Raw genomic sequence first — 17,217 nt, 5'->3', positions numbered from 1 at the left:
CTGGCCTCGATTCCCGGCTGGATCGATGGCTACCTATGGCCAGCTTCCGGCAGGGAATAGGAAGGGCTTGAGCTGAAGGGCTGAGCGGCTTGGACTTCCATTCGGGCCAAAGTCGTAGCGGCATCCGCCAGTTGCAGAGCAAGGTTGGCACGGCTAATCGGATCCCGGGCATTCCAGAGATCCTGTCCCAAACAAAACACCCGATAGCGAAAGGCTTTGATCGAGCGCGATGGGATGACTTTGACAGTCATAGCTACAACCTCTTCTCCACAGAGACGTGAATAGTCAGCAGAACCCGCTCGGGCTCAAGGTAAACAAATGTTACCAAAACAACCTCGTCCTCAGAGGTAATGCTTACCGGGCAGGTGGCTTTCGGGGGTTCCACCCGTTCATGCCGTACCCCCACAGTGTATTCTCCAATTGGCAGGTCATCAAATCCAGCGTCTGCATAGATCAACTCAATGGTTTCTTCTGCAATCAACTGCCCCTCTCGCTCCAGGAAACTGAGAAAAGGGATCCCATCGATAGAGGTGAGCGCGTTGTTGGCCTGGTTGCGGATCATCACGAAGATGTCGGACATGGAGGGTGCGCCATCACCTCAGGGGTTTATGATCGAGGGTGCTGGAATGTAGCCCGACTTTCTTTAGCCTGGACTGCCGCCAATCCCTGATTCAGCGACCAAACCCTCGACCCCGCGTGGCCGGACGGGCAATACAGGCCTGGAGTTTTTTCCGCAGCTGGGCTGTATCGAGGCGCTGACCGATGAGCACCAACTGGTTTTTGGGCTGGCGAGGCCACTCATCGCTGCTGAGGGTATAGCGCCGACCGCTGAGGTGAAAGATATGTCGCTCTGGGCTTTCCTCGAACCACAACACCCCTTTGGCACGAAAGACTGCATCGGGCAACTCGTTGAGAAAATTTTGGAAAGCATCCAAAGAGAAGGGCTGATCGCTCTCAAAGGCTAGGGAGTTAAAGCCGTCAGCCTCGATGTGGCTGTGATGGGAGTGGTGGTGGTCATGATCGTGCTCATGGTCATGGTGGTCGTGACTGTCGTGATCATGGGCTTCTTCTTGGGGCAAGGAACTGGCCTGAAACAAATCGGTATCCAAGATCAGCTCCAGGGGAACTGCGCTGTTGACGGTGCGCAAAATGCGGGCATCTTCTTTGATCTCGCGGATGCGTTTTTCCAGACGCTCGATCTCGGCTTCCTCGACCAAATCGATTTTGTTGAGGAGAATCACATCTCCATAGGCAATTTGGCTGTAGGCCACGTTGCTGTTGAACAGATCGGGGGCAAAGTTGGTGGCATCTACCAGGGTGATAATCGAGTCTAGCCGCGTCAGATCTCGCAATTCTGGCCCCAAAAAGGTGAGGGCCACCGGCAAGGGATCCGCCAATCCCGTAGTCTCCACCACCAGGTAGTCGATCTTGTCGGAACGTTCCATCAACCGCAACACGCTTTCGGCGATGTCGTCCCGGATGGTGCAGCAGATGCAGCCGTTGTTCAGCTCCACCAAGTCTTCTTCGCTGGAGACGATCAGTTCCGCATCGATGCTGATCTCGCCGAATTCGTTGACCAGCACCGCTGTGCGCATCCCTTTCTGGTTGTTGAGGATGTGGTTGAGAAGGGTGGTTTTCCCACTGCCCAAAAAACCTGTGATGATGGTGACAGGTAAGCCTCGCTTAGGCACTTCGATGGTTGCGGTCATAGAGTGGCAGTGATCCGATATAGAGGGAACTCTTCCACTTTACCCTCATTGCCCTTGTCCCCTGAGGCCGGGTGAACCTCTCAGATGCGGTCGGTAGAGCCTTTGCGCCTCGGCATTGGCGGCGTCGCCAGTGTGGCCCTGGCTCTCCCAACTCGGCGGCCTCTCTCTTTCTGGCTTACTCTTCAGGGTCAGATTGCTTCCTCTAATCCCCTGGCCCTGAAAGTAGGGTTATTTCGATTCAAACTGGGACAATGCACCCAACACCTAAAACGTTGAACGCAGGGGGCCAGAGAGCTGTTCTCAGTGGCCCACGGGTCTCACCCTAACCTGAAGTGACTATCGATAACATCCCTAGGTAGACTATAGTGCTGACCCACCCCAGCTTGGCCTGTCGGGATGCCTACCTGTCCTGGGTTACTTCCACCTGGTTGCCCGGCTCTAGGCTGACGCGGAACTGTTGTGCACCTGTTGGCAAGGGATCCGGCGGTAGCTCCGGCAGGTCGGCAAAGGGGGTTTCGGCTCGGCGCTCTCGGGCAAGCTCATTCTCCGGCTCGGCAGCCAGCAGGGATCCCGTCCTATCCACCGTTACCCGGTAGACCAAGCTCTCTGGCCAATCGGGGGGAGACTGCCACTGCTCTGCCAAAATGTCTCGCAGACGGGAAAGGGGATCCGCCCCTGCTGCCTCTCTTCCCGCTGTTGGGTCAGATTCTTGGAGGGATGTGGCCAAAGGCTGCGATTGACCCGTCAAGGCAGGGATGGTGAGCTGCTCTTGCGGGGAAGGGGAAGCTGTGGGATCCCTAGGGGGGCGACTGGCCCAGATCCCAACACCGGCCACAACTGCGATCCCTCCCACCAGCAGGGCCGCGATCCCAGTGGGCTGTCGATACCAAGCCCGCGTCACCGGAGTTCCCAGATTGGCCAGTTGGGGAATATCGTCGGCCACCTGGGAGAGGTTCTCCAGCAGGTCGTACAACTGCGTCATCGACAAATCCACCTGCGCGATGCGATCTTCCCCTTGGCGCACCGTGAGACGATGAAAAATAAAATCAAGCGGACGGATGGCCACGGTACCGCTGAAGGTTCCCTTGGGTTCCCCACTCAAGTGGGATCCCACGTAGCGGTCGATTACGGTGATCAAATCGTTGAGCCAAACGTTATCGCCGTGTAAAGTTTTGACTGTCTCCCCCTGGCGGATTTCCAACTGACACTCGAAGCTGCGCTGGATGGCTTGCAGCGGCGGCGTTGCAGAGGAGTCTGAAGAATTGGAATCGGCAGGGGCTTCTCCCCGTACAGTCAGCGTAGAAGTGGGCTGTTGATAGGTGTGGCTAACCAGGGTAAGGTTGGGCATGGCAACTGCGGGCAAACAACACGGGTAGAGGGCTACAGAGGCGATAATTGACAAAACTGCCTCAAGAAGAGGGTGAGGCATCGGGGCCGGAGCTGTGGGCTACCCCCTCTTCTTCCAGATCGCTGCCGGCAGGCAAATCCATCTCAGGACGGCTGAGCAAGGCTTTCCACAGGCGCTGAGCGCCTTTCGGGCTACTGTAGAACATCAGCTCAATCAAGATGCGCAGGGCCAGCTCGGTGAGGCTATTCTCATCGCGCACGTCCCCATCCACCATGCGGCTGCGGTAGTGAGAGAGGAATTCATCCAAGTAATCTCCCACCAGCGGCTGACGGAAGGGGCTGAGCTCTTGATCGACAGCGGCTTCCAGTTGCTCCAAGGTGCTGCGGATACGGGCTTGTTGCTGAGCAGCCAGATAGGCAATCACCATCACCAGGGCGCGGGCCTCTTCGATATCGACCTTTTTGCGCCCACCGCTGCTGCGGCGCAAGGGGTTAGCATTGCGCAGTCGCCAGAGGGTCACCCGGTCGCCAATCTGCTCTTCCAAGTTGAGGGCTTTGGCTGCGGCCAGAACCGCTTCGGAACTTTCTCCGCTCAGGGACTCCAACCCCAGCAGTAGCAAGTCCAACTGGGCTTTGATGGTACCGGTGGCTGTGTTCAGGCCAACGGGCCGACTGTCTAACTGAATGTGCTTGTGTTCCACCGTCACGCTGTCAATGGGAGCTTTGGGTTTCGACGAAACTCTATGATCTCCTGTCCAAGCCAAACCTGCAACCTACCTCCCTGCGCTCTAGTCTAAAAGACTTTGGGCATGCTAGACTGCTCGCCAGCCTGCCGAGAGTTGAGCTCTCAGGGTTCTTCCCCAAAACGGGGTAACTCTGGATGCATCTTAGACCAATAAGAATGGGTTTTCTGGGCCGGTTTCTGTTTCGGCAACACCCCTACTCCTAGCTGAACTTGGGCTTTTGGACTCAGGGGGATGGCTACTTATAATGGGGAAAGCAGCTGCTGCTTTGGCCTTTAAGAGCTAAGTGACTACCCACCTTTATTGAGTTTCCCTTTTGTTGACACCAGCGACTCTAGGTGCAGCTTGATTCATCATGGCCTCTTCTGCTCGCTGCAGTACTCAGCCTGTCCCTGTTCACTGGGTCTTGATCTTCAGGGATCGATTGGGGCAGAGGGGGGTTGTTCTGGATAGTATCTATTACTCAGTGGGACGGTCTAAAGACAATCATATTCGCCTTTACGATCCCTGCGTCTCTCGGAAACACGCTTCCCTCATCCGCATCCCAGGTTCAGGGCCAACTGCACAGGGATCCCTGCAGTACAGCTACATGGTATTCGATGGCAGTCCGGGATCCAGGCCCAGCACCAATGGCCTATTCGTCAACGGAAAACGGGTTTTGTCCCATCGCCTTCAGCTCCTAGATAAGATAAGGTTTGGGCCGAACGTAACAGCAATTGTGGAGACAACGGATCGACTCAGCCCGGAAACCCTAGCCAAGTTATTGCAGCCTCTGGATGCTGCTAGCTCTACATCCCCATCCACCTTTGATTTTAATAAAGACACGGAGCCGAACCCGGAAAACCTGGCTCAGCCAGAGGAAGAGGATTTCACTGTTGCCTAAGCCAACCCAACCAGTCTTCTGAATCCTCCTGTGCCCCCCATCCCACCTGCTCTGAGCGGCTACTGGCAAAATGCCTTTGACCTAGAAGCCCATCTGGGATCCTTCCTGGGCCTTGGGGCTGCCGATCTGCGGGAGAAACTGCGGGCAGGGCAGCAGCAATTGGCGGAGTTGGGCCGGCGAGACTTTGGCTGGGATCGGGCAGATGCGTTTTATCGGGATCAGGTGAGATCCGCCTATCTGCTGGATTTGGCGGCTTGGCACCTGAGCAGCACCGACTACATCGGCGATACCTTACGCCTGGTGGCGGATCATGCCCGCGGGTTGGTGTTGGATTTTGGCGGCGGCATCGGCACCCATGCTATCGGGGCGGCCCTCTGCGCAGCGGTGGATCAGGTGATCTTCTGGGATATCAACCCCATCCATCGGCAGTTTGTGCAATGGCGGGCGGAAAAGCTGGGCTTAACCGAGCGCATCCACTGTCCAGAAAACTTCCCAGAAGAGATCTTTTTTGACACGGTCATCTGCTTCGATGTGGTGGAACATCTGGCGGATCCGGCAGCGCAGTTGCGGCAGTTTTACGACTGGCTCAAGCCGTCAGGTAAGCTTTTGATCAACTGGTACTTTTTCAAGGGGTTTAACGGCGAGTTTCCTTTTCACCTGGACGACCCGCAAAAGGTAGAGCAATTCTTTCAGGTGCTGCAAAGCCGTTTTTTGGAGGTGTTTCACCCCTATTTCATTACCGCCCGCTGTTACCGCAAGTGGGATAAAAGCTGAGATTGGAGAAAACCAAGGTGCTGCGCTATTTGCGGATATTGTGGCTGTTTTGGAGCACCTCAATCGCGGCAGAAATGGAGTACCGTGCCAATTTTTTCTTTGCCAGCCTCAGCAGTCTGGGTGGCTTGGGATCCGCTCTGTTTGGGCTGTCGTTGTTTTACCAGCAGGGGCACCGGCTGGGCGGTTGGAGTTGGCCGGAAGCCCTCATCGTGTTGGGGGTGTTCACCATTCTGCAGGGGGTGTCGGCCAGTCTCTTTAACGTCAACCTCAATCGCATTGTGCAGCAGGTGCAGGAAGGCACCTTGGATTTTGTTTTGCTAAAGCCAATAAGCAGCCAGTTTTGGCTGTCGGCCAGGGTGTTTTCCCCCTGGGGCTTGACGGATGTGGGTTTTGGCCTACTGCTCATTCTCCATGCCGGGATCCAGTTGGGCTTGCCCGGGTGGGCCTATGCGGTGGGGCTGTTGCCTCTGCTGCTGGGGCTGATCATCCTCTATAGCCTCTGGTTTATGTTGGGAGCCACCAGCATTTGGTTTGTGAAAATCTACAACGTCACCGAGGTGCTGCGGGGCCTAGTAGAGGCAGGACGATTTCCGATAGTGGCCTATCCGGTGGCCTACCGCGTGTTTTTCACCTTCGTCGTGCCGGTGGCTTTCCTGACCACCATCCCGGCGGAGACCCTGCTGGGGCGAGCCCAATGGCCGTGGCTGCTGGGATCCGCTCTGCTGGCGGCAGGGCTGTTGTGGGGATCCCATCTCTTCTGGCGCTTTGCCCTGCGCTTTTACACCAGCGCTTCCAGTTAAAGTCTGGGCCAAAAAGCTTGGATCCCAGGCATCCGAGTTTCCAGGAGTTGAGTAATTTCTACAGACGCGCCCCATGCGCTGCCATCGCAGAGAACAACTGCCTTCTCCTTCACAAGGCAGAGGGAATCGCAGAGTTCTCTGGGTTGAGGGCAAAAAAGTTTTCACTGCAGCGCTTTGCAGCCACAGGCTCTGTGGTTTAGGGGGGCTTGTCTGTCAGTGGTTTTGATGGTTTGTCGATCTTTTGAGGAGCCTGTTCAATGCACAAACACACAAGCTTTGTAGCAGCATCTGTGATAGCCGGCAGTTTTGCTCTCTTGGGCTGTGGCAAACGATGATAAAAACAGCAGCTGCTGTTAACCCCCCAACGATGGGGTTCAGGTGCCCATTGGCCCTCTGGGGGTGAACTTCGGCCCTGTGGGCGGGTTTGACATCCGTACTGCTGATGGGGTGGATACCGGCTTTGCCATCGGCGGCTCCACCTTGTATCGAATTGACCTCAACACCGGTCGTGCCACATCCCTGGGCACGCTGCCGGGTGGGCCGTTCTTTGGCTTGGCTGCCCTCTAGGAAGGCCGATTCCTATTTGCCTATCTAAATCAAGATTCATCAGCGTTAATCAACATTTTGAATTCATGGGTTTGGATCAACTTTTTGAAATCATTGCCGCAGTTGATCCCTTGCGTGGCCCGATCCCAGCTCAGGATTGGGCCTTCTATTTCCCCACAAGTCAGGGTTGACCTCCGCCTATGCAGACGATAAATTATGAGAGCCGCTGCCCTGCTTGGATTACTCTGGGCGATGCTTGTGCCTCTGCAGTTTCTTTCTCTTTTCCATCCCGTTTCCTCTTCCCACTCATGAAGATCGAGGGTGACAAAGCTGAGGAATCCCTGCAGGAAAAAACCGATGCAGAGGTGTTTGCAGCCCTAAAAGCAGGCCGGTCACAAGCTCTGGCCATTCTCTACGACCGACATGCCGGCTTGGTGTACGGAATTGCCTGCAAAATGCTGGGCAGTACTGCCGAAGCCGAAGATCTCACCCAAGATATTTTTTTGAACTTGGCCCGTTCTGCCTTCGATCCCAGGCGGGGATCCCTGCGCACCTACCTGAGCATCTTGGCCCGCTCTCGCTGTTTGGATCGGCTGCGCTCTTGGCGGAGTCGACAGCGTTCCTTGGAACGGGGCAGAGTGGAATTACAGGGCAACCCTGCTGCGGATCCCGCCTTGGAGCAGTTGGCTCAAGCAGAGCAGGTGGTTGAGGTGCAAACGGCTTTGGCCGAGTTGTCCGAAAGTCAGCGGCAAGTCTTGAAGATGGCCTATTACGAAGGCATGAGCCAAACGGAAATTGCCAAGCAACTGGATCTGCCTTTGGGAACGGTCAAAGCCAGAGCCCGGCGGGGTTTGCTGCGGCTGCGCGAGTTGTTGGGAGGCCCCTCATGAAAGCCGAATCTGTGTCTCCCGAAGAACTGCAACTGTGGCTGGCAGGCTATGTGCTGGGGGATCTCTCCCCGGAAGAGGCCGACCGGCTGGAGGCATTGCTCAAGCTGCGCCCGGAGCTGCACCGAGAACTGCAGGCTTTGCAACAGGCATTGGAGACAGCCTACGGTATAGAGGAAAAGCAACCTCCCCCCGCCCTACGGGCTTCTCTGTTGCAGGCGCAGGCAGCCCAACCGATGCACACCCCCACCTGGGTTGCCAAGGGATCCCATCTCTGGCAACGGGGCTTGGGGGCGGTGGCCGCAGGCTTGATCGTCGCTTTGGGGCTGGGGAACCTCTACCTGTGGCGCAGGCTGCAGCTAGCCCAGACGCAAGGGATCCCTGGCGAGGTGTTGACCTACGAATTGCAGCCGACTGCGGAGAACCTGGCCGGCTCGGTCAAGCTTGAGGTGGATCCCCAGCGCCTGCAAGGGCGATTGGTGGCCCAAGGGTTGCCGCCTTTGCCGGAAGGCCGGGTCTATGCCCTGTGGGTGGTGCTGGAACCGGAGGCGCCCTTTACCACCGATAGGGCGGGGGCCGTTCTCGTGGCAGCTTTTCCGGTGGATGAAACAGGAAATCGCCAACAGGAGCTGCGCCTACCGCCGGTGTTTGAATCTACAGAATGGGTGCGGGCTGTGGCCATTACCGAAGAGGATGGCAATCGTCCCCAAGAGCACCAGGGATCCCCTTTGTGGATTTCCGGCTAGGGATGGATTGGCGTGGCCCGATGGCACAAGTAGGCGATTGTGATGCAGATGGATGTCAACCCAGTCTTGTGACCAAGGCAGAAGGCCTTAAGATAAAAGTCGCCACCCCAGCGAAGAACTTGGAGGCCACCCCATGGGCGAAGCGAAGCGCCGTAAAACCCGCATCAGCCAAGATCCCGACCAAGAGCTGGTGTTTCCCAACCTCAAGGATATTCCCCTCACCAAAGGGCAAGCTCGCGCCATCTACAATTGGACAACCCGTGGCGCTTGGGCAGGCATCATTCTCCTGGCCATCATTTGGGTGGTGATCCGATTTGTAGGGCCTGCCTTCGGCTGGTGGCATCTGGTCGGCTAGCCGGCCGGATCCCCTTTAGCATCCTTTGGAGTTTCCGTCTATGCGCTCTTATCTGGCAGCCGCCATTCAAATGACCAGCATTCCCGATCTGGCCAGCAACTTGCAGCAGGCGGAAGAGTGGATCGACTTTGCAGTGCGCCAGGGATGCGAGCTGGTGACGCTACCAGAAAACTTTGCCTTCATGGGGCCGGAAGCCGAGAAAGCCCGCCTTGCCCCCGAGATTGCGGAGCGGGCGGAGGAGTTTTTGGCCAAGATGGCCCAGCGCTACCAAGTATTTATTTTGGGAGGAGGGTATCCTGTGCCGGACGGGCAGGGCAAAGTTTACAATACCGCTGCCCTCTACAGCCCTGACGGCAAAGAGCTGGCCCGCTATCGCAAAATCCACCTGTTCGATGTCAATCTGCCCGACGGCAATACCTACCGCGAGTCGAACACGGTGGTCAGCGGAGATGAGGTGGTCACCTGCGAGCAAGAGCAACTGGGGAACCTCGGTTTGTCGGTCTGCTACGACGTACGCTTTCCAGAGCTGTACCGATCCCTGGTGGATCGCGGAGCCCAGATTTTGCTCATCCCTGCCGCCTTCACGGCCTACACGGGTCGGGATCACTGGCAGGTTTTGCTGCAATGCCGGGCCATTGAGAACACCTGTTACGTGATAGCCCCCGCCCAGGTGGGCACCCACTACGAGCGGCGACAGTGTCACGGCCATGCCATGATCGTGGACCCCTGGGGGACTATCTTGGCGGATGCGGGTGGCGAAAAACCGGGGGTGGCCATTGCTGAAATTAACCCAGAGCGTTTCCAGTTGGTCAGGCGGCAGATGCCTTCCCTGCAACACCGGCGGCTGGCCTGTAGCGTCACCCGCTAGGGATCCGCTGTGCCTTGGCCCCCCCTGATTCTCTACAGCAAACCCGGCTGCCACCTCTGCGAGAGCTTGGTGGAGAAGTTGCGGCAGATCCCCGAAATCCGTGATCTGGAAGTCCGCGACATCACCTCCAACCCGAGTTGGTGGGAGCAATACCAACTGGAAGTTCCCGTGCTCACCCTGGCAAGGGATCCCGAGCGACCTTTACCACGTCCTTCCCCTCGGCTGACGGTAAGCCAGTTGCGGGCTTGGCTTGAGAAACAGCTCCGTTGAATTTCTCCTGCTGCTGCCGGAGCTTTCTCTGCCATGCCTATGGAGAGAGCAGCGATTCGCTGCGGGCGGTGTAGCCGGCTTGACGCAGGGCTTCAACGGCGGCTTGGGCATTGTTAACCCAAAATTGGGATCCCATTCTCACCCAAAGGGTATGGGGATGGGCGGTGATGGCAGCCACGACAGGAATGCGATTTTCTTCTTTGGTTTCCGAGCGTTGGCGAGCGATTAGCGTCTGTAAACGGTATCGATCCTCCAGTGTCCCAGCAGAGTCGAGAGGGATCTCCACCGTTACCCAACTAACAGATTCAATCGGTTGTAAATCTTCCACAATCAGTTGCACCTGTTCATCCCGCTGATCCACTTTGGCCCAAACCAATAGCCGTTGATCCACCTCCAGGCAACCGCGCAAACGTTCATAGGTTTTGGGGAAGATCACTGCTTCACAACTGCCGGTGAGATCTTCCAGTTGCAAAATGGCCATGCGATCCCCTTTCTTGGTTGTGACATTTTTAATGGCAGTCACCAGGGCGAGAACGCCCACAGAGGCATCGGCTGCGCAGCCGCCCAAGTCAGCTAGGTTTACAGGGGCCAGCAGCCGCGCTTGCTCCTGAATGCGCCGCAGCGGATGATCCGAGACATAAAACCCCAGCAGCTCCCGTTCTAGCCTCAACTTTTCCTGAGGTGGAAAATCTTCAGTAGCCGGCCCACGCGGAGCCTCCACAAATCCATTGCCGGCGCTGCTATTGCTCCCCAGTAGATCGAACAAGCTGGCTTGGCCGATGGCTTTGGACTTGGCTCGCTGCGCTGCCCAACTGAGGATGGGATCCAAATCGGCAATTAGTTGTTTACGATTTCCAGAAATACAATCAAAAGCGCCCGCACAAATCAGGGCCTCCAGGGCACGACGGTTAACAATGCGCAGATCCACCCGCTGGCAAAAATCCGCCAGAGAGGTGAAGGAGCCATCAGCTTGACGGGCAGCCAAAATGTTTTGAATGGCCCCCTCCCCTACATTCTTCACTGCCCCCAGACCAAACAAAATGCTGGATCCCTGGGGAGTAAAGTCCATTCCAGAACGGTTGATATCCGGCGGCTGAATTTGGATCCCAATTGACAAGCAATAGGTGATGTAGCGCTGTACCTTGTCCTGATCTCCCCCCACAGAAGAGAGCAAGGCTGCCATATATTCCGTTGGGTAATTGGCCTTGAGGTAAGCTGTTTGAAAAGTAATCAACCCATAGGCAGTAGAATGCGATTTATTGAAGCAATACTCGGCAAAAGCAACCATTTGATCAAACAATTCTGTGGCAACTTCTTGGCTTACACCCCGCTTGGCTGCCCCCTGCACAAATTGCTCGCGGTGTTTCTCCATCTCGGAGACTTTCTTTTTCCCCATCGCTCGCCGCAGCAGATCGGCTTGGCCTAATGTGTATCCGGCCATGTCTTGGGCAATGCGCATGATCTGTTCCTGGTAGAGGATGGCTCCGTAGGTATCCTGAAGAATGGGCTTGAGGAGTTCGTGGGCATAGGTTACCGGTTTGCGACCGTGCTTGCGATCGATAAAGTCGGGGATCATTCCCGTATCCAATGGGCCTGGCCGGTACAAGGCCAATACTGAAGAAATATCTTCCAGGTTGGAAGGTTTGAGCTCCCGCACCACCTGCTTCATGCCAGAAGATTCCAGTTGGAAGATCCCTTCCAGCTCTCCCTTTTCCAAAAGCTGGTAGGTTTTCTTGTCGTCTAGGGGTAGGTTATCCAGATCTATATTGACGCCATTGTGTTCTCGGATCAGTTCCACTGCCCGCTGAATCATCGTCAGGTTGCGCAGACCCAAAAAGTCCATCTTCAGCAAGCCCAAAGACTCGATATCTTCCATCGAGTACTGGGTGATAATTTGGCCTTCATTGTTGTACTGCAGAGGCACGATCTCATCTAAGGGATCCTTAGCAATCACCACACCGGCAGCGTGAACCCCGAAGGTTTTGTTGGTGCCCTCCAACAAACGTGCCAGCTCGATCCAGCGGTGGGTGGTTGGGTCTTTCTCGTATTTTTCTTTGAACTCTGGAGCGGGAGTATCCTCGCCAATCATCTCTTCCAATTTTGCGGGCTTGCCTCGGGATACCGGGATCAATTTCGCCATTTTGTCGGCTTCTGAGTAGGGAATGTCTAAGACTCGACCGACATCTTTGAGAATGGCTTTAGAGGTCATGCGGTTAAAGGTGATGATCTGGGCGACTCGCTCTTGGCCGTATTTGCGGGTCACATAGTCGATCAGCTCTCCCCGCCGCTCGATGCAAAAATCCGTATCGATATCCGGCATCGATTGACGTTCTGGATTGAGAAATCGCTCAAACAGTAGGCCGTATTTAACCGGGTCAATGTTGGTAATTTGTAGGGCATAGGCCACCAGGGATCCTGCTGCCGAGCCTCGCCCCGGCCCCACCGGGATCCCCTGCTCGCGGGCATAGCGAACGTAGTCCCAGACCACCAGGAAATAGCTGGAGAAGCCCTTTTGTTGGATGATGTTCAGCTCAAAGCGCAGGCGCTCCTGGTAGTTTTGGGGGATCTGATCCGGCTGAGCAACACCGCAGCGCTTCGCCAGCCCCTGCCAGGCCAATTCTGTGAGATAGCTATCGGCAGAATGGCCCGGTGGAACCGGGTAGTCGGGCATGCGCATTTCCCCAAATAGGTCATAGCCCTCGATCTTTTCCAGCACCTTCAGGGTGTTGGCGATGGCCTCGTCAATCACCTCCTGTTCCAAATGGTCACGGCAGAGACGGCGCATCTCTTCTGGGCTTTTCAGGTATTCGGTTCCGGTGTAGCGAAGGCGATTTTTTTCAGTAAGGGATTTGCCTGTTTGAATGCAGAGCAGAGCATCGTGGGCCTCTACATCCCAGCAGGAAATAAAATGGCTATCGTTGGTGAGGATGATCGGGATCCCCAATTCGCGGGCGATGCGCACCAACTGCACATTGACAAAGCGATCTTCTTGATAACCGTGATCCTGAATCTCGATGTAATAATCATCCCCAAACTGCTCTTGGTACCAAGCGGCAACTTCACGGGCAATTTCTGGCCGCCGCTGCAAAATAGCTTGAGGCACTTCTCCTGCCAAGCAGCCGCTGGTGACGATCAGCCCTTCTTTGTATTGCACCAAATACTCTTTGTTGATGCAGGGGCGAGAGAAAATCCCTTTCCCTTGAATGCCATGTAGATGGGAAATGGTGGTTAGCTTCACTAAGTTTTTGTAGCCCTGGGTGTTTTTGGCCAGAACCACTTGGTGATACTTGGGGTACTTGCGGCTTTTGTCGCGGATATCGCCGTTGATTACATACATTTCATTGCCGATGATTGGAGTAATCCCTTTGCTTTTACACAGTTTCACCAGCTCTAACGCCCCATACATGACACCGTGATCCGTCAGGGCCAGCCCCGGCAAACCCATAGCCACCACCTGCTCGATCAGACGCGGCAATTGGCTGGCGCCATCCAAGAGGCTGTATTCGCTGTGGAGATGCAAAGGAACAAAAGACATGGCAACGCTATGGATAGTGGGATCCCTTTAACCTTAACTCAGCGTGTCCATTTCTCGACTGCCTGCAGATGCCGCTACAGTAAAGTCAGCTGATGTTTTTTCCCTTTTCTTGAATCTATGGATGCTCCCATTCGCCTCACCCAGTACTCCCACGGCGGTGGCTGCGGCTGTAAAATTGCCCCGGCCCTGCTGCAACAAATTCTCAGGGATGTGCCCCTGCTATCCCCAAATCCGGCTTTGTTGGTGGGAGCTGAAACCAGCGATGATGCGGCTGTCTATCAACTAAACGACCACCAAGCCCTAATTTTGACCACCGACTTCTTCATGCCGATTGTGGATGAGCCGGTGGATTTTGGTCGGATCGCGGCGACCAATGCCCTTTCCGATGTCTACGCGATGGGGGGCACTCCCATTCTGGCTTTGGCGGTTTTGGGCATGCCGGTCAATACCCTGCCGATGCAGGCCATCCAAGGGATCATGGCCGGAGGGATCCAGGTTTGCCAAGAAGCCGGGATCCCTTTGGCCGGGGGGCACTCCATCGATTCGCCGGAGCCCATCTTCGGCTTGGTGGCAGCAGGTTTGGCCCATCCACACCACATTCGCCGCAATGCCACGGCCCAAGCCGGGGACGATCTGATCCTGACCAAGCCGCTGGGGATCGGGGTGATGACCACCGCTCTGAAAAAGGGTCAGCTCAGTGCGGCAGGCTACGCGGAAGTTTTGCAGGTGATGACCCAGCTGAATCGCATCGGCTCGCAACTGGCTCGGCGACCGCAAGTTCACGCCATGACGGATGTAACAGGGTTTGGCCTGGTGGGACACTTGCTGGAAGTCTGTCGCGGCTCGGGGGTGGGGGCCAGTTTGGATCTGGCTTCCATTCCGTTTTTGGCAGAAGCGCTCTCGCTGGCAGAGGCGGGGATCTTTCCAGGGGCGGCTCGTCGCAATTGGCAGGGCTATGAGGGGGTACAGGCAGAATCCCTGCCCGAGTGGCAGCAACTGCTGCTGGCAGATCCCCAAACCAGCGGGGGCTTGCTGGTGGCGGTGGATCCCGGCTACACCTCAGACCTCTTGCAAGAGCTGCACAGTGCCGGCTACCCCTACGCCCGTCGCATTGGCCGATGCCAAGCTGGAGACACCAGAATCCATGTTACCGGCAAGATCAGCCTCAGCCCAGCGGCAGCCTGAAGAAGACCCTCTGGCAATACTCACCATGCAAAGTCTCATGCAAAGTCTCGATAGAGGGCTCAGTATGAAGATTGCGTCAAGCAGCTCTGAGAAAGTTAAAGATACCATGTAAGGCAAGGGAAGGTTAGGATATCCTGAGATCTATGAGCGAGCTTCCCCCCAGCCATAGTCTGGTCCAGCGAGTCGAGCCTGGCCAATTGATCCGCACCCTCAGCAGTGGGCAATTGCTGATGGTGGATCCCCAGCGGCACAACGCCCTGATCATCTGCAAGACGTTTCATGCTGAGTTTGCCGGGCCAGGCGCTGCGGTGGGGGGGCCCTTGGATGTGGAGTCCGGCGGCGTTGTCCCCATTGGGGATGTGGTTTTGCTGCATCCGCAAGACCACCAAGAGCGGCAAAGTGCCTATGCCAAGCGGCTGCACTGGATGCGTTGGCTGCAGCAAATCACCGACAATCCTTTGCCGGCCCAGCGGGCGCGGGTTTTGCTCTTTAGCTTAGAGGAATTTTTCTCTGCGGATTTGGTTAGCCAATTGCCCGATGACATTTTGGCACGGCTGGTGGGGGTGCTGCCCCAGACGATTGCTGCGGTGCGGATGGAGATGACGGCCCTCTACAGTCCCAGCTATTCCTTGGCAGGCTGAGCTTGTCTTGGACTGGGGAAGGGACTCGTCCTGCCAGCATGAATCGGTGACACCTTGCAGCCCTCTCTGCAACTGGAACAAGACACGATCAGCTACACTGCTGGCATTTGGTTCAACTGGACTCGACTGGAATCTCTGCCTTATGCAGTGGTGGAAACGGCTTCGCCAAAACCGATGGGCCCAAGTAGGAGCCTACATTCTTCTTGTTTTCTACGCCTGCGCCATTTTTGCCGAGTTCGTTGCCCCCTACAGCCCACTGGAATCTCAACCGGGGGGATCCCTTCTGCCGCCCACCGCCATTCACTTTTGGGATGAATCGGGCGCTTGGATTGGGCCCCACGTTTATCCAACCCGCCAGGGGCCAGTGGATCTGGAAACGGGAGAACGCCCGCTCTTGGTGGATACCAGCCGTCCAGCCGGGATCCGCTTGTTTGTGGTCGGTACTCCCTACCGTTGGTTGGGGTTGATCCCCTGGGATCGGCATCTGTTTGGCACCGTCCCGCTGCGGCCTGTTGCAGAAGAGGGACAGGTGGGATCCCCAATCGGCGAAGAGCCCTCTGTGGCACGGCTACACCTGCTGGGCACCGATGATCAAGGTCGAGACTATTTCAGTCGCTTGGTCTATGGCGGGCGCGTCAGCCTGTTTATCGGCTTGGTGGGCATTGGCATCTCTTTCCCCATTGGTCTGCTGGTGGGGGCCATATCCGGCTACCTTGGGGGCTGGGTGGATACGCTCCTGATGCGCTTGGCAGAGGTGTTGATGTCGATTCCGACGCTGTATCTGCTGGTGTCGCTGGCAGCGGTGTTGCAGGTGAATCCGCTGACCGGGGTGCCCTTCAGCAATGCCGAGCGCTTCTTGGTGATTGTGGTGATCCTCTCTTTTGTGGGTTGGGCGGGCCTAGCCAGGGTGATTCGTGGGCAGGTGCTGTCCTTGCGAGAGCGGGACTTTGTGCAGGCAGCGCGGGTAGCCGGGGCTGGATCCCTGTATCTGCTGGTGCGGCATATTTTGCCCCAGACAGCTACTTATGTGGTGATCTCGGCAACCTTGGCGGTGCCCGGCTACATTGCAGCAGAGTCGGTGCTGAGCCTCATTGGGTTGGGGATCCAACAGCCGGATGCCTCTTGGGGCAACATGCTCTCGCTGGCCACCAACGCTTCGGTGATCATCCTACAACCCTGGCTGGTGCTGGCCCCCACTTTGATGGTGGTGCTGACCTCTCTATCCTTTAACCTGCTGGGGGATGGTTTGCGAGACGCCCTCGATCCTCGGGAAGGGTGAGCTGCTTCCCCATTGCGCCGAGTGAGGGGAATGGAGTGGCCTGCAAATCACCGCTTTCCGTCGGGATAGAGCCGGTTTAGACCCTTGCGAGCCTTAGCATGGACATCCAGGGTGGCATCCATTTTCAGGATCTGCCGGTAAACTTGCTCGGCACGAGCCACTTCCCCTTCCTGTTCCAACTTTTCTCCTAGCTTGAGCAAGTTTTGGGCTGAGAGATCTGCCCAAGGATTCTGTTCGGCTGTTGGCTCCTGCAGTTGCCGCAGCTCTTCTAGGCGCTCTTGCACCATCGGTCGTAACAGCCAAGAGTCATCCAGATCCAAAACCTCTCGGTAGTAGCGCTGGGCCTCTTTAAAGTTCTTTTGCTCGTCGTAGGCTTCCGCCAGTTGTAGCGCCAGTTCCGCTGTGGGCTGATCCTTAAACTGGCGATGCAGTTGGTTCAGTCGCCGCACAAAGGGGGATCCCTGCTGCGGGTTTTTCAAATCCGGGGCGTGCTGAACCGGCAGATAGTCGTCCCTCTTCGCCGATGGTTGAGGGGAAGGGGCAGGCTCTGCAGCTTGAGGTCGAAGGGGCGCTTGGCGGCTGATGCTTTTGGGATCGATGGGGGTGGGCTTGTAAACCCAAATTGGCTGATCCGGAGGAGATGCGGGTG

Annotated in this window: 18 protein-coding genes and 1 pseudogene; 12 read left to right on the top strand and 7 right to left on the bottom strand. The window is 56.4% G+C overall.

Translation table 11 applies throughout. The features are described 5' to 3' along the window. Positions 1–29: 29 nt before the first annotated feature. The 5 genes from NW837_RS03245 to NW837_RS03225 all read right to left on the bottom strand — a co-directional run bounded on the left by NW837_RS03245 (position 30) and on the right by NW837_RS03225 (position 3,763). Positions 30–251, bottom strand: a complete 222-nt coding sequence (locus NW837_RS03245; RefSeq protein WP_011432797.1) for a hypothetical protein — start codon at positions 249–251, stop codon at positions 30–32. Positions 252–253: 2 nt separating this feature from the next. After that, the gene (locus NW837_RS03240) at positions 254–580 is read right to left on the bottom strand and encodes a hypothetical protein (protein WP_414329244.1); all 327 of its coding nucleotides are present in this window, start codon (positions 578–580) and stop codon (positions 254–256) included. A 91-nt stretch (positions 581–671) separates the two neighbouring features. Further along, positions 672–1,709, bottom strand: a complete 1,038-nt coding sequence (locus NW837_RS03235) for a CobW family GTP-binding protein (protein ID WP_414329243.1) — start codon at positions 1,707–1,709, stop codon at positions 672–674. Positions 1,710–2,109: 400 nt separating this feature from the next. Continuing rightward, on the bottom strand, positions 2,110–3,057 hold the full coding sequence (locus tag NW837_RS03230; protein ID WP_414329241.1) for a DUF4335 domain-containing protein: 948 nt from the start codon (positions 3,055–3,057) through the stop codon (positions 2,110–2,112). 61 nt (positions 3,058–3,118) lie between these two features. Beyond that, positions 3,119–3,763 (bottom strand): DUF3038 domain-containing protein, encoded by a 645-nt coding sequence (locus NW837_RS03225; RefSeq protein ID WP_011432801.1) that lies wholly within the window; start codon positions 3,761–3,763, stop codon positions 3,119–3,121. Between the two features lie 391 nt (positions 3,764–4,154). Here NW837_RS03225 and NW837_RS03220 point away from each other — a divergent pair, with 391 nt between their 5' ends. The 9 genes and pseudogenes from NW837_RS03220 to NW837_RS03180 all read left to right on the top strand — a co-directional run bounded on the left by NW837_RS03220 (position 4,155) and on the right by NW837_RS03180 (position 9,928). Beyond that, positions 4,155–4,682, top strand: coding sequence for an FHA domain-containing protein (locus tag NW837_RS03220; protein WP_011432802.1), 528 nt, complete (start codon positions 4,155–4,157; stop codon positions 4,680–4,682). Positions 4,683–4,712: 30 nt separating this feature from the next. Next, the gene (locus NW837_RS03215; protein WP_414329240.1) at positions 4,713–5,456 is read left to right on the top strand and encodes a class I SAM-dependent methyltransferase; all 744 of its coding nucleotides are present in this window, start codon (positions 4,713–4,715) and stop codon (positions 5,454–5,456) included. A 17-nt stretch (positions 5,457–5,473) separates the two neighbouring features. Then, positions 5,474–6,256, top strand: a complete 783-nt coding sequence (locus NW837_RS03210) for an ABC transporter permease (RefSeq protein WP_414329238.1) — start codon at positions 5,474–5,476, stop codon at positions 6,254–6,256. 369 nt (positions 6,257–6,625) lie between these two features. After that, positions 6,626–6,823 (top strand): annotated as a pseudogene (locus NW837_RS03205) (DUF4394 domain-containing protein); the annotation flags it as partial. Between the two features lie 287 nt (positions 6,824–7,110). Next, positions 7,111–7,692 (top strand): sigma-70 family RNA polymerase sigma factor, encoded by a 582-nt coding sequence (locus NW837_RS03200; protein WP_414329237.1) that lies wholly within the window; start codon positions 7,111–7,113, stop codon positions 7,690–7,692. Then, the gene (locus NW837_RS03195; protein ID WP_414329236.1) at positions 7,689–8,435 is read left to right on the top strand and encodes an anti-sigma factor domain-containing protein; all 747 of its coding nucleotides are present in this window, start codon (positions 7,689–7,691) and stop codon (positions 8,433–8,435) included. Before NW837_RS03200 ends, NW837_RS03195 begins: the two co-directional genes overlap by 4 nt. A gap of 133 nt (positions 8,436–8,568) precedes the next feature. Then, on the top strand, positions 8,569–8,790 hold the full coding sequence (locus NW837_RS03190; RefSeq protein WP_414329235.1) for a DUF2839 domain-containing protein: 222 nt from the start codon (positions 8,569–8,571) through the stop codon (positions 8,788–8,790). Between the two features lie 40 nt (positions 8,791–8,830). Beyond that, positions 8,831–9,658 carry a carbon-nitrogen hydrolase family protein gene (locus NW837_RS03185; protein ID WP_414329233.1) on the top strand — a complete coding sequence of 276 codons (828 nt, stop codon included), beginning with the start codon at positions 8,831–8,833 and terminating at the stop codon, positions 9,656–9,658. 9 nt (positions 9,659–9,667) lie between these two features. Next, positions 9,668–9,928: a glutaredoxin family protein gene (locus NW837_RS03180; RefSeq protein ID WP_414329232.1), complete on the top strand. Its 261-nt coding sequence runs from the start codon at positions 9,668–9,670 to the stop codon at positions 9,926–9,928. Positions 9,929–9,965: 37 nt separating this feature from the next. Here the strand turns inward: NW837_RS03180 and NW837_RS03175 are convergent, their stop codons facing one another. Next, complete coding sequence (locus NW837_RS03175) at positions 9,966–13,463, bottom strand: DNA polymerase III subunit alpha (RefSeq protein ID WP_414329230.1); 3,498 nt, start codon at positions 13,461–13,463, stop codon at positions 9,966–9,968. A 117-nt stretch (positions 13,464–13,580) separates the two neighbouring features. Here NW837_RS03175 and selD point away from each other — a divergent pair, with 117 nt between their 5' ends. The 3 genes from selD (at position 13,581) to NW837_RS03160 (ending at position 16,568) form a co-directional block, all read left to right on the top strand. After that, the gene (gene selD / locus NW837_RS03170) at positions 13,581–14,648 is read left to right on the top strand and encodes a selenide, water dikinase SelD (RefSeq protein WP_414329229.1); all 1,068 of its coding nucleotides are present in this window, start codon (positions 13,581–13,583) and stop codon (positions 14,646–14,648) included. 143 nt (positions 14,649–14,791) lie between these two features. Further along, complete coding sequence (locus NW837_RS03165) at positions 14,792–15,289, top strand: hypothetical protein (protein ID WP_414329228.1); 498 nt, start codon at positions 14,792–14,794, stop codon at positions 15,287–15,289. 142 nt (positions 15,290–15,431) lie between these two features. Beyond that, positions 15,432–16,568, top strand: coding sequence for an ABC transporter permease (locus tag NW837_RS03160; protein ID WP_414329227.1), 1,137 nt, complete (start codon positions 15,432–15,434; stop codon positions 16,566–16,568). 47 nt (positions 16,569–16,615) lie between these two features. Here the strand turns inward: NW837_RS03160 and NW837_RS03155 are convergent. After that, a partial coding sequence (locus tag NW837_RS03155) for a tetratricopeptide repeat protein (RefSeq protein ID WP_414329226.1) occupies positions 16,616–17,217 on the bottom strand: 602 nt, incomplete at its 5' end.

Origin of the sequence: Synechococcus sp. R6-10 (genome assembly GCF_047461815.1) — a bacterium.
Classification (GTDB): Bacteria; Cyanobacteriota; Cyanobacteriia; order Thermostichales; family Thermostichaceae; genus Thermostichus.
This window is presented reverse-complemented; position numbering and strand designations above follow the sequence as displayed.

Excerpts from the sequence above, each read along its gene's own strand:
- NW837_RS03245 (WP_011432797.1), bottom strand. The coding sequence starts at position 251 with ATGACTGTCAAAGTCATCCCATCGCGCTCGATCAAAGCCTTTCGCTAT.
- NW837_RS03200 (WP_414329237.1), top strand. The coding sequence starts at position 7,111 with ATGAAGATCGAGGGTGACAAAGCTGAGGAATCCCTGCAGGAAAAAACC.
- selD (WP_414329229.1), top strand. The coding sequence starts at position 13,581 with ATGGATGCTCCCATTCGCCTCACCCAGTACTCCCACGGCGGTGGCTGC.
- NW837_RS03185 (WP_414329233.1), top strand. The coding sequence starts at position 8,831 with ATGCGCTCTTATCTGGCAGCCGCCATTCAAATGACCAGCATTCCCGAT.
- NW837_RS03230 (WP_414329241.1), bottom strand. The coding sequence starts at position 3,057 with ATGCCCAACCTTACCCTGGTTAGCCACACCTATCAACAGCCCACTTCT.
- NW837_RS03220 (WP_011432802.1), top strand. The coding sequence starts at position 4,155 with ATGGCCTCTTCTGCTCGCTGCAGTACTCAGCCTGTCCCTGTTCACTGG.
- NW837_RS03175 (WP_414329230.1), bottom strand. The coding sequence starts at position 13,463 with ATGTCTTTTGTTCCTTTGCATCTCCACAGCGAATACAGCCTCTTGGAT.
- NW837_RS03240 (WP_414329244.1), bottom strand. The coding sequence starts at position 580 with ATGTCCGACATCTTCGTGATGATCCGCAACCAGGCCAACAACGCGCTC.
- NW837_RS03165 (WP_414329228.1), top strand. The coding sequence starts at position 14,792 with ATGAGCGAGCTTCCCCCCAGCCATAGTCTGGTCCAGCGAGTCGAGCCT.
- NW837_RS03195 (WP_414329236.1), top strand. The coding sequence starts at position 7,689 with ATGAAAGCCGAATCTGTGTCTCCCGAAGAACTGCAACTGTGGCTGGCA.
- NW837_RS03160 (WP_414329227.1), top strand. The coding sequence starts at position 15,432 with ATGCAGTGGTGGAAACGGCTTCGCCAAAACCGATGGGCCCAAGTAGGA.
- NW837_RS03235 (WP_414329243.1), bottom strand. The coding sequence starts at position 1,709 with ATGACCGCAACCATCGAAGTGCCTAAGCGAGGCTTACCTGTCACCATC.
- NW837_RS03190 (WP_414329235.1), top strand. The coding sequence starts at position 8,569 with ATGGGCGAAGCGAAGCGCCGTAAAACCCGCATCAGCCAAGATCCCGAC.